General features: G+C 72.1%; 1 protein-coding gene. It reads left to right on the plus strand.

Features of this window, described 5'->3' with window-relative positions:
- The first annotated feature begins 207 nt into the window (after positions 1 to 207).
- Positions 208 to 12,660 carry a type I polyketide synthase gene (locus NM203_RS09785; RefSeq protein ID WP_255059651.1) on the plus strand — a complete coding sequence of 4,151 codons (12,453 nt, stop codon included), beginning with the start codon at positions 208 to 210 and terminating at the stop codon, positions 12,658 to 12,660.
- Positions 12,661 to 12,664 lie beyond the last annotated feature (4 nt).

Below are 12,664 nucleotides of genomic sequence, written 5' to 3' on the forward strand. Positions count from 1 at the left end.
AGCCCTGTGACGCATTAGGTAACCGCAGTTCAGGGCCCATTCGCCAGGCCGAAGGTGCGCAGACTCGCCCACCCATACGTACGATGCTCCGAGGGTCGGGACCCGCGGGTTAGCACCCGGTAGCTCGTCCGATCGGGCAACGGTGTCGAATACACGTGACTGACCACCGCCCACAGGTCGGACGACGGATAGATAGATAAGGACCGCATGGTCAACCAACTCGAACACGCGACCGAGGCGCTCAGGAAAGCGCTCGTGCAGGTCGAGCGGCTCAAGACGCAGAACCGCACGCTCCTCGAGCGGACGGGCGAGCCGATCGCCGTCGTCGGCATGTCGTGCCGTTTCCCCGGCGGGGTGGACTCCCCCGAGAGCCTCTGGGAGATGGTCGCCGAGCAGCGCGACGTCGTGTCCGAGATTCCCGCCGACCGCGGCTGGGACACCAACACCCTCTTCGATCCCGACCCCGACGCCCACGGCAAGACGTACGCCCGCACCGGCGGCTTCGTCGACAACGTGGCGGACTTCGACTCCACCTTCTTCGGCGTCTCGCCCACCGAGGCGCTGGCGATGGATCCGCAGCAGCGCATGCTGCTCGAACTGTCCTGGGAGGCGCTCGAGCGCGCGGGCATCGACCCGGCGTCGCTGCGCGGCAGTTCGACGGGTGTGTTCGCCGGCGTCATCGCCGCCGGCTACGGCATGTCCGCCGACGAGATCGAGGGCTACCGCCTGACGGGGATGACCTCGAGCGTCACGTCCGGCCGCGTCGCCTACGTGCTCGGTCTCGAGGGACCCGCGGTCTCCGTCGACACGGCGTGCTCGTCGTCGCTGGTGGCGCTGCACATGGCCGTGCAGGCGCTGCGGCTCGGTGAGTGCGACCTGGCGCTCGCGGGCGGCGTGACCGTCAACGCGACGCCGACGATCTTCATCGAGTTCGCCCGCCACCGCGGCCTCGCTCCCGACGGCCGGTGCAAGCCCTACGCGGGTGCCGCCGACGGCGTCGGCTGGTCTGAGGGCGGCGGCGTGCTCGCGGTCGAACGGCTCTCCGACGCGCAGCGCAACGGGCACCAGATCCTCGCCGTCATCCGCGGCTCGGCGGTCAACCAGGACGGCGCGTCAAACGGCCTGACCGCCCCCAACGGCCCGTCTCAGCAGCGCGTGGTGCGCGCGGCGCTCGCCAACGCCGGGCTGACGACCGGCCAGGTCGACATCGTCGAAGGCCACGGCACCGGCACCCCGCTCGGCGACCCCATCGAGGCACAGGCGCTGCTGGCGACCTACGGCCAGGACCGCACGACGCCGCTGTGGCTCGGGTCGATCAAGTCCAACATGGGCCACACGCAGGCCGCCGCGGGCGTCGCGGGCGTGATCAAGATGATCATGGCGATGCGCCACGCGACGCTGCCCGCGTCGCTGCACGTCGACGCGCCCAGCCCGCACGTGGACTGGACGGCGGGCGCGGTCTCGCTGCTGACCGAGGCGCATCCGTGGCCGTCTGACGGCACGCCGCGCCGTGCCGCCGTGTCGTCCTTCGGCATCAGCGGCACCAACTCCCACGTCATCGTCGAAGAGGCGCCGCCTGCTGCCCCCGCGGAGACGGCCCCGGTGCCGCCGGTGCTGCCGTGGGTGCTCGCCGCCAAGACCGGGACGTCGCTCACCGCGCAGGCCGAGCGGGTGCTGGCGCATCTGCGCGCCCACCCCGACCTCGACGCACGCGACGTCGCGTGGACGCTAGCGGGCCGCGCGACGTTCGAGCACCGCGCCGTGGTGCTCGGCTCCGATCGCGCACAGCTGGAGCAGGGCCTCGAGCAGCTCATCGCCGATGCTCCCGGCGTCATGCGCGGCCACGCCGCCCCCGCGGGCAGGACCGTGTTCGTGTTCCCCGGCCAGGGCAGTCAGTGGGTCGGCATGGGCATCGAGTTGCTGGACAGCTCACCGGTCTTCGCCGCCGAACTGCAGGCGTGCGCCGAGGCGCTGTCCGAGTTCGTGGACTGGTCGCTGATCGACGTGCTGCGGGGCTCACCCGATGCCCCGACGCTGGACCGCGTCGACGTGGTGCAGCCCGCGCTGTTCGCGATCATGGTGTCGCTGGCCGCGCTGTGGCGCTCGGTCGGCGTGAATCCCGATGCGGTGATCGGACATTCGCAGGGCGAGATCGCGGCCGCCTACGTGGCCGGCGCGCTGTCGCTGCGAGACGCCGCGCGCGTGGTCGCCCTGCGCAGCAAGCTGCTGGTGTCGCTGTCCGGGCCTGCGGGCATGGTGTCGCTGGCGTGCGGTGCCGACCGCGCCCGTGAACTCATCGTGGACCTTCCCGGACTGAGCATCGCGGCGATCAACGGCCGTTCGGCGGTCGTGGTGTCGGGTGACACCGCGTCGCTGGAGGAACTCATCCGCACATGCGAGGCGCTCGAGATGCGGGCCCGCCGCATCGACGTGGACTACGCGTCGCACTCGGTGCAGGTCGAGGCCATCCGCGAGCAGTTGATCGACGCGCTCGCCGACATCGAACCGCGCAGCGCCCGAACCGTTTTCGTCTCCACCGTCACCGGTGAGCCGATCGACACCGCGGGCCTTGACGCGCAGTACTGGTACCGCAACATCCGGCAGACCGTCGAGTTCGACGCCGCCGTGCGGGCCGCCTGCGGCAAGGGTTTCCGGGCCTTCGTGGAGTGCAGTCCGCATCCGGCGCTGATCGCCGGCATCGAGGACACCGCGTCCGACGTGTTCGGCGAGACGGCCGAACCCGTTGTGGTGCCGTCACTCGGCCGCGACGACGGCGGGCTGGACCGCTTCCTCTCCTCGGTCGCCCAGGCCTACACCGGTGGCGTCGCCGTCGCATGGCGCGACGTCTGCGGCACCGGCGCGCTGCTGGATCTGCCCACCTACGCGTTCGACCGGCGCCGGTACTGGCTGTCCGGTGGTGGCTCCGGCTCCACGGACACCACCGGCCTCGGCCTCTCGGGTGCCGCGCATGCGCTGCTCGGCGCCGTCATCGAGATCCCCGAGTCCGGCCACGTCGTGCTCACCGGCAGGCTGTCGGCGGCCACGCACTCGTGGCTCAACGACCACGCCGTCAACGGCGTCGTGCTCTTCCCCGGAACGGGTTTCGTCGACCTGGTGATCCGCGCGGGCGACGAGGTCGGCCACCCGGTGATCGACGAACTCACCCTGCAGGCGCCGCTGGTGATCCCGCCGACGGGCGTGCCGATCCGCGTGGTGGTGGGCGCCCCCGGCGAGGGCGGCGACCCCGAGAAGCGCGTGGTCTCGGTGTTCTCACAGCCCGGTGAGGACGGGTCCGGCTGGGTCTGCAACGCCGAGGCCGTCGTGATCGCCGAATCGGCCGACACCGGAACCGAACTGACGGCGTGGCCGCCCGCGGGCGCCGCCTCCGTCGACGTGTCCGACGCCTACGAGCAGCTGGCCGCCAAGGGGTACGAGTACGGCCCGGCGTTCCGCGGCCTCACCGCGCTGTGGCGCCGGGGTGACGAGCTGTTCGCCGAAGTCTCCGTTCCACAGGATGTTCAGGCCGGCGAGTTCGGCGTCCACCCCATCCTGCTCGACTCCTCACTGCACGCGCTCGCCGTCGTCGCCGGGCTCGACCCGTCGGCCGGACTGGCGCTGCCGTTCTCCTGGCAGCAGGTGACGCTGCACGCCGCGGGCGCGACGTCGGTGCGCGCCCGGCTGGCGCCGACCGGCCCGAACTCGGTGTCGATCGACCTCGCCGACGGCCTCGGCCTCCCCGTGCTGACGGTCGGCAACCTGGCGACCCGCCCCATCAGCGCCGAGCAGCTGGCCACCGCGTCCCGCGGGCCCGGCTCCGGCGAGCTCTTCGCCGTCGAGTGGGCGCCGGTCGCCCTCCCCGATTCCATCCCCGCCGCGCCCGACGCGCTGGAGATCTTCGAATCCGCGCCTGCGGCAAGCGATTCCGCGAACCTTCCCGAGCTCGTCCGCGACGCGGTCACCACCGCACTGGAACGCCTGCAAGCCCACCTGGCCACGCGAGAGGGCACGCTGCTCGTCATCACCCGCGGCGCGGTCGCACTGCCCGGCGAGGACGTCACCGATCTCGCGGGCGCGGCGGTGTGGGGTCTGGTGCGCTCGGCCCAGACCGAACAGCCGGGCCGCATCGTGCTGGTCGACACCGACCACGAGCTCGGCAGCCCCGCCGCGGTGCTCGCCATCGGCGAGCCGCAGCTGGTGGTGCGCGGCACCGAGCTGTACGGCCCGCGGGTCGTGCGCAACCGCGCCGTCGACTCCATCCTGACCCCGCCCGAGGGCGGCAAGCCGTGGCGCCTCGGCGTGACCACCGCAGGCACGTTCGACAACCTCGCGCTGCAGGAGGTGCCGAACTCCGACGCCGACCTGCCGCCCGGCCACATCCGCGTCGAGATCAACGCCGTCGCCGCCAACTTCCGCGACGTGATGATCACGCTCGGCATGTTCACCCACGACGCGCTGATCGGCAGCGAGGCCGCCGGCGTCGTCGTCGAGATCGGGCCCGACGTCACCGGTTTCACCGTCGGCCAGCGCGTGATGGGACTCTTCCCGGAGGGCACGGGCACCAGGGTGTGGGCCGACGCCCGCCTGGTCGCGCCGATCCCGACCGGGTGGTCCGACGCCGAGGCCGCCGCCGCGCTCGTCGTGTTCACCACCGCCTACCTCGGCCTGCGCGAGCTCGCCGACGTCCAGCCGGGTCAGTCGATCCTCATCCACGCCGCCACCGGCGGTGTCGGCCTCGCCGCGATCCAGCTGGCCAGGCACTGGGGCATGGAGGTCTACACCACCGCCAGCCGACCCAAGTGGGACACGCTGCGGGCGTTGGGCTTCGACGACGATCACATCGGCGATTCCCGCACCCTGGACTTCGAACAGAAGTTCCTCGACGTCACCGGCGGTCGCGGCTTCGACGTGGTGCTGGACTCGCTGGCGGGCGAATTCGTCGACGCCTCGCTGCGGCTGCAGCCGCGCGGCGGCATGTTCCTCGAGATGGGCAAAACCGACATCCGCGACGCCGACGCCGTTGCCGCCGCGCACCCCGGTGTGCGGTACCGCGCCTTCGACCTGTTCGAACCCGGCCGCCCGCGCATGCAGGAGTTCATCGTCGAGCTGTCGCAGCTCTTCGAATCCGGTGTGCTGACACCGCTTCCCGTCACGACGTTCGACGTCCGCCGCGGGCAGGCCGCGCTGCGCTACCTGAGCCAGGCCAAGCACATCGGCAAGATCGTCATGACGATGCCGGGTGCGTGGAGCCGCGGCACGGTCCTCATCACCGGCGGCACCGGCATGGCGGGCGCCGTCGTGGCCCGGCACGTCGTCGCCGAGCACGGCGTCAAGCACCTGCTGCTGCTGTCCCGCCGCGGACCCGACGCTCCGGGCGCCGACGAACTCATCGCCGAGTTGACCGCCGCGGGCGCCGACGTCCGCGTCGTCGCCGCCGACGCCGCCGACCGCGAACAGCTGAAGGCCGCGCTGGCCGGTATCGACGTCCCGCTGACGGCCGTCGTGCACGCGACGGGTGTGCTGGACGACGCCGTGATCGGATCGCTGACCCCCGACCGTGTGGCACCGGTGCTGCGGGCCAAGGTCGACGCCGCCTGGAACCTGCACGAGCTCACTCGCGACGCGAATCCCGCTGCCTTCGTGATGTTCTCGTCGATGGCCGGCGTCGTCGGCTCGCCCGGCCAGGCCAACTACAGCGCCGCGAACACCTTCATCGACGCTCTCGCCGCGCACCGCCGCGCCCACGGTCTGCCCGCCACGTCACTGGCGTGGGGCCTGTGGGATCAGGCCAGCGCCATGACCGGCCACCTCGACGATGCCGACCTGTCGCGCCTCGGCCGCGACGGCATCCTCGCGATGACGAGCGACGACGCGATGACGCTGTTCGACACCGCTCTCGTCATCGGCGATCCCCTGCAGGCGCCCGCCCGCATCGACCGCAGCGCCCTGCGCGCCCGGTCCGCACAGGGCCTGCTGCCGCCGATCTTCAGCCAGCTGGCGACGGCGTCGACCCGCCGCCGCGTGGACGACTCGCTGGTGGCCGCCAAGTCGAAGTCGGCTCTGGCGCAACGCCTGCAGGGTCTCTCCGAGAACGAGCAGCAGGCGGTCGTGCTCGACCTGCTGCGCGCGCACATGGCCTCGGTCCTCGGCACCGGTGAACCCGACGCCATCGCCGCCGATCTCGCGTTCTCCGATCACGGCTTCGACTCCCTGACGGCGGTCGAGTTCCGCAACCGGCTCAAGACCGCGACCGGGTTGGCGCTGTCTCCGACGCTGATCTTCGACTACCCCACCCCGGCCGCGCTGGCCGGATACATGCGCGCCGAACTCGCGGGCGCGGCACCCGAGGTCGTCGAGGCCGCCACCTCCATCTCCGTTATCGACGAGCCGATCGCCGTCGTCGCCATGTCGTGCCGCTACCCCGGCGGGGTCGACTCGCCGGAGTCGTTGTGGGACATGGTCGCCGAGGGCCGCGACGTGGTCACCGACTTCCCCACCGACCGCGACTGGGATCTCGCCGGACTGTTCAACGACGACCCCGACGCACCCGGTAAGTCGTACGCCCGCACCGGTGGCTTCCTCGACGACATCGCCGGGTTCGATCCGGCGTTCTTCGGGGTGTCGCCGAGCGAGGCGCTGGCGATGGACCCGCAGCAGCGACTCTTCCTCGAACTCGCCTGGGAGGCGCTGGAACGCGGCGGTCTCGATCCCGCGTCGCTGCGCGGCAGCGCGACCGGTGTCTACGCGGGCGTGTACGCCCAGGGCTACGGCATGGGTGCCGACGGCGCCGAGGGCTTCCGGCTCACGGGGCAGGCGTCCAGTGTGGCGTCGGGCCGCGTGTCCTACGTGCTCGGACTCGAGGGCCCGGCGGTGTCGATCGACACCGCGTGTTCCTCGTCGCTCGTCGCGCTGCACATGGCCGTTCAGGCGCTGCGCCTCGGCGAGTGCGACCTCGCGCTCGCGGGCGGCGTCACCATCAACGCGACACCCGACATCTTCGTCGAGTTCAGCCGACAGCGCGGACTCTCCGCCGACGGCCGCTGCAAACCGTTCGCCGGGGCGGCCGACGGCACCGGCTTCGCCGACGGCGGTGGCGTGCTGCTCGTCGAAAGGCTCTCGGACGCCAAGCGACTCGGCCACCCCGTGCTCGCCGTGGTGCGCGGCTCGGCCATCAACCAGGACGGCGCGTCGAACGGACTCACCGCCCCCAACGGACCGTCCCAGCAGCGCGTCGTGCGGGCCGCGCTCGCCAACGCCGGCCTCACCCCCACCGACGTGGACGCCGTCGAGGCGCACGGCACCGGCACCACTCTCGGCGATCCGATCGAGGCGCAGGCGCTGCTGGCCACCTACGGCCAGAACCGGTCGGAGCCCCTGTGGCTCGGCTCGATCAAGTCGAACATGGGCCACAGCCAGGCCGCCGCGGGCGTCGCCGGCATCATCAAGGTGATCCAATCGCTGCGGCACGAAACCCTGCCCGCGACACTGCACGTCGACGAGCCCAGCCCGCACGTCGACTGGACGATGGGCTCCGTCGCGCTGCTGACCGAGGCGCGGCCGTGGCCGGCGAACGGCCACATCCGCAGGGCCGGTGTCTCCAGCTTCGGCATCAGCGGCACCAACGCCCACGTGATCATCGAGGAGGCGCCGGCCGTCGACGCCCCCGCGGCAGAGGCTCCCGCGGCCGAGACTCCCGAGAAGCAGCCGGTGCTGCCGTGGGTGCTGTCGGCGAAATCGCCTGAGGCGCTGACGGTTCAGGCCGGGCGCATCGCCGCACACGTCACCGCGCACCCCGAGCTGGACACCCGCGACGTGGCCTGGACGCTCGGCGGCCGCAGTGCGTTCGCGCACCGCGCCGTCGTCGTCGGCGCCGACCGCGACGAGCTGCTGGCCGGCCTGGGCGCACTCGCAGCCGATGAACCCGCCGTCGGACTGGTCCGCGGCCGGGCGTCCGGCGGCGGCAAGACCGCGTTCGTCTTCCCCGGTCAGGGCTCGCAGTCGCTCGGCATGGGCCGCGAGCTGTACGCCGCGCACCCCGTGTTCGCGGCGGCGCTCGACGCGTGCGCGCTCGAGCTCGACCGGCACCTGCTGCGGCCGATCCGCGACGTCATGTGGGGCGCCAACGAGGCGCTGCTCGACAGCACCGAGTTCGCTCAGCCAGCACTGTTCGCCGTCGAGGTGGCGCTGTTCCGGCTGCTCGAATCGTGGGGTGTGCGGCCCGATTACCTCATCGGCCACTCCATCGGCGAGCTGACCGCGGCGCACGTCGCAGGCGTGCTGTCCATCGAGAACGCGGCGGCCCTGGTGGTCGCGCGCGGCAGGCTGATGCAGCGGCTGCCCGAAGGCGGCTCGATGGTCGCCGTCGCCGCCACCGAGGACGAGGTCATCCCGCTGCTGCAGCGCGAGGTCGCCGCAGGAGTGTCCGTGGCCGCCGTCAACGCGCCCGGCTCCGTGGTGATCTCGGGTCCGCACGACGCGGTGACCGCCGTCGCCGACGTGCTGCGCGAGCAGGGCAGGCGCACGCATCAGCTGTCGGTGTCGCACGCGTTCCACTCGTCGCTGATGGAGCCGATGCTGCTCGAGTTCAACACCCTCGCAGGCGGCATGTCGGTGTCCGCCCCGACCATCCCCGTGATCTCCAACGTCACCGGTGAGGTCGCGGGTCCGGACTTCGGCACCTCGGCGTACTGGCTGCGCCACATCCGGGAAGCGGTCCGGTTCGCCGACGGCGTGCGAGCACTGTCCGCCAACGGCGTCACGCGCTTCCTGGAACTCGGCCCCGCGAGCGGCCTGACGGCGTCGATCACCCAGACGCTGGACAACCCGGACGCCGTCACCGAGCCGGTCGCGGCCGCGGTGATGCGCAAGGACCGCCCCGAGGCGACCACCCTGCTAGCGGCGCTCGCCGAATACTCCTGCAGCGGTGGTGATGTCGCGTGGCGCGGCCCGGCGAGCGGCGGCAGGCTCGCCGACCTGCCGACGTACGCCTTCCAGCGTCGCCGCTTCTGGCTCTCGAGCCGGACCGCGGGGGCCACCGACGCGACGGGCCTCGGTCTCGGCGGCACCGAGCACGCGCTGCTCGGTGCGGTCATCGAGTCACCGGACACCGGCGGCGTGGTGCTGGCGGGCAGGCTCGCCGCCTCGACGCAGTCGTGGCTGCCCGATCACGCCGTCGCCGACGTCACCCTGTTCCCCGGTGCGGGCTTCGTCGAGTTGGCGATCCGGGCCGGCGACGAGGTCGGCTGCCACGCGGTCGACGAGCTAATGCTGCACGCGCCGCTGGTGCTGGCGCCCGAGGGCGTCGCGGTCCAGGTGGTCGTCAGCGCCCCCGATGCCGGTGGCGCCAGGGTGTTCTCGATCTTCTCCCGGCCCGACGCCGACGGCGCTGCCTGGACCCTGCACGCCGAAGGCGAGCTGAGCGCCGAGGTGTCCGCGCCCGGCGCCGAGCTGTCGGTGTGGCCTCCGGTCGGTGCCCGCGAGATCGACGTCGCGGACGCCTACGGGGTGCTGGCCGCGCGCGGCTACCAGTACGGTCCCGCGTTCCAGGGGCTGACCGCGATGTGGCGGCGCGGGGACGAGATCTTCGCCGAAGTGCGGCTGCCGCAGGACGTGTCCACCACCGGCTTCGGCGTGCACCCCGCGCTGCTGGACGGTGCGCTGCACGCGGTGATTCTCGGCATGGACTCCGACGAGCTGGCCCTGCCGTTCTCCTGGCAGAAGGTGTCGCTGCACGCCTCGGGCGCCTCGGCCGTGCGGGCCAGGATCGCGCCGACCGGCCCGAGCTCGATGTCGATCGACCTCGCCGACGGCCTCGGTCTGCCCGTGCTGTCGGTCGGTGCGATGGTGGCCCGGCCGGTGACGGCCGCCCAACTTGCGGCGGCCATCGGCACGACCAACAACGGCGAGCTGTTCGAGGTCATCTGGGCGCCGGTCACTCCCGCGGACGTCACCCCGTCGGACGAGGAGATTCCGGTCTTCGACCTGCGTACCGCGGCTGAGCCGGGGATCGCAGGCGTCTACGACACGGCGCACACCGCGCTGGCGCGGCTGCAGACCTGGCTCGCCGAACCCGCGGGCACGCTCGTCGTGATGACGAGCGGCGCGGTGGCCCTGCCGGGCGAGCAGCTCACCGACCTCGCGGGTGCGACCGCGTGGGGTCTGGTGCGCGCCGCGCAGACCGAGCATCCGGGCCGAGTGGTCTTGGTGGACACGGACACTCAGGAGCCGATCGACCTGCCCGCCGTGATCGCCACCGGTGAACCCCAGGTGGTCATCCGGCGCGGAATCCTGCATCACGCGCGGGTGCTGCCGAGCCGCGCAGCCGAGGCGGTCCTCACCCCGCCAGCGGACGCCTGGCGGTTGGCCGTCAGTAAGTCGGAAACGTCGGGGACATTTGAAGACCTCGTTCTCGAACCGATTCCCGACGCCGACGCCCCGTTGGAGGCGGGCCGCATCCGGGTCGCGATCCGCGCCATCGCGGCGAACTTCCGCGACGTGATGATCACGCTCGGGCTGTATCCGGGTGACGCCGTGATGGGCATCGAGGCGACCGGTGTCGTCACCGAGATCGGCGCGGGCGTCACGGGGGTCTCCGTCGGCGACCGCGTGATGGGTTTGTTCCCCGAGGGCACCGGCACCGTCGCCACCACCGATGCGCGCGTCGTCCTTCCGGTGCCGTCGGATTGGCGCGACGCGCAGGCCGCGGGCTTCACCGTCGGCTTCGCCACCGCGTTCTTCGCGTTGCGCCGCATCGCCGACGTGCAACCCGGCCAATCCGTGCTGATCCACGCCGCCACCGGCGGTGTCGGCATGGCAGCGGTCCAGCTGGCCAGGCACTGGGGCCTCGAGGTGTTCGCGACGGCGAGCACGCCGAAGTGGGACACGTTGCGCGCCATGGGCTTCGACGACGACCACATCGGCGACTCCCGCACACTGGACTTCGAGCAGAAGTTCCTGGCCGTCACCGGCGGTCGCGGTGTCGACGTCGTGCTGGACTCGCTGGCAGGTGATTTCGTCGACGCCTCGCTGCGTCTGCTGCCGCGCGGCGGGCACTTCCTCGAGATGGGCAAGACCGACATGCGCGACGCGGACGCCGTCGCCGCCGAGCATCCGGGGGTGCGGTACCGCGCCTTCGACCTGTTCGAGGCGGGTGCCGACGGGGTCGCCGAGATCCTGACCGGCGTCGCGCAGTTGAGCCGTACCGGCGTGCTGAAGCCGCTGCCCGTGTCCACGTGGGACGTCCGCCGCGCGCCCGCCGCACTGCGGCACCTCAGCCAGGCGAAGCACATCGGCAAGGTCGTCATGACGATGCCGGACGCATGGGCCGCGGGCACCGTGCTCATCACCGGCGGCACCGGCATGGCGGGCTCCGCGGTGGCACGGCACGTCGTGGCCGAACACGGCGCACGGGACCTGCTGCTGGTGTCCCGCCGCGGACCGGATGCGCCCGGCGCAGCCGACCTCGTCGCCGAACTCGGTGCGGCGGGTGCGAGCGTGCGGGTGGTCGCCGCCGATGTGTCCGATCGCGACGCGCTGGCCAAGGTGCTCGCGGAAATCGACCATCCGCGAGCGCTTTCCGCGGTGTTCCACACCGCCGGTGTGATCGACGACGCCGTCGTCACGTCGCTGACCCCGGAGCGGGTCGACACCGTGCTGCGCGCGAAGGTCGACGCCGCCGACAACCTGCACGAGCTGACCCGCGACCTCGACGTGTCCGCGTTCGTGCTGTTCTCGTCGATGGCGGGACTGGTCGGCGGATCGGGCCAGGCCAACTACTCCGCGGCCAACGCGTACCTCGACGCGCTCGCCGCGCACCGCCGCGACCTCGGCCTGCCCGGCGTCGCGCTGGGCTGGGGCCTGTGGGACCAGGCCGGTGGCATGGCGCAGGACCTGGACAGCGCGGGCATCGCGCGGCTCGCCCGCGACGGCATCCTCGCGCTGTCGGTCGACGAGGCGCTCGGTCTGTTCGACAAGGCGCTGATCGTCGACGAGCCGTACGTGGTGCCGGCGCGCATCGATCGCGCTGCGCTGCGCACGAAGTCGGCCGCGGGCACGCTGCCGCCGATGTTCATCGAGCTGATCTCGGGCCCGGCCCGCCGCCAGGTCGGCGACTCGCTCGCGGCCGCACAGTCGCGGTCGGCGCTCACGGCCAAGCTCGCCGGGCTGTCGGTGGAGGACCAGCACGCCGTGCTGCTGTCGCTGGTGCGCTCGCACATGGCGACGGTGCTGGGGCTGCCGACGCCCGAGGCCATCGCGGCCGATCTGGCGTTCCAGGAGCACGGTTTCGACTCGCTGACCGCCGTCGAACTGCGCAACAGGTTGAAGGCCGCCACCGGGCTCACGCTGTCGCCGACGCTGATCTTTGACTACCCGAACCCGTCGGCGCTCGCCGAGTACTTTCGCGCCCAGCTCAGCGACGACGCCGACAACGGGGGCGCGGCGCCCGCGACCACCAAGGTGGAGGAGGAACTCCAGCGGGTCGTGGCGTCCATCCCGATCAAGCGGCTGCGTCAGGCCGGGGTGCTCGACATGCTGCTGAACCTGGCTGCCGATCCCGACGCCGTCGACGACGCCCCCGCCGATGCGGGCGATCGCACGCAGGACATCGCGGACATGGATCTGCAGGACCTGCTGGCGGCGTTCGACGACGACGAGGACGCATAAGGAC

It is taken from the genome of Mycolicibacterium arenosum (genome assembly GCF_024320865.1).
Taxonomy (GTDB): domain Bacteria; phylum Actinomycetota; class Actinomycetes; order Mycobacteriales; family Mycobacteriaceae; genus Mycobacterium; species Mycobacterium arenosum.

Excerpts from the sequence above, each read along its gene's own strand:
- NM203_RS09785 (WP_255059651.1), top strand. The coding sequence starts at position 208 with ATGGTCAACCAACTCGAACACGCGACCGAGGCGCTCAGGAAAGCGCTC.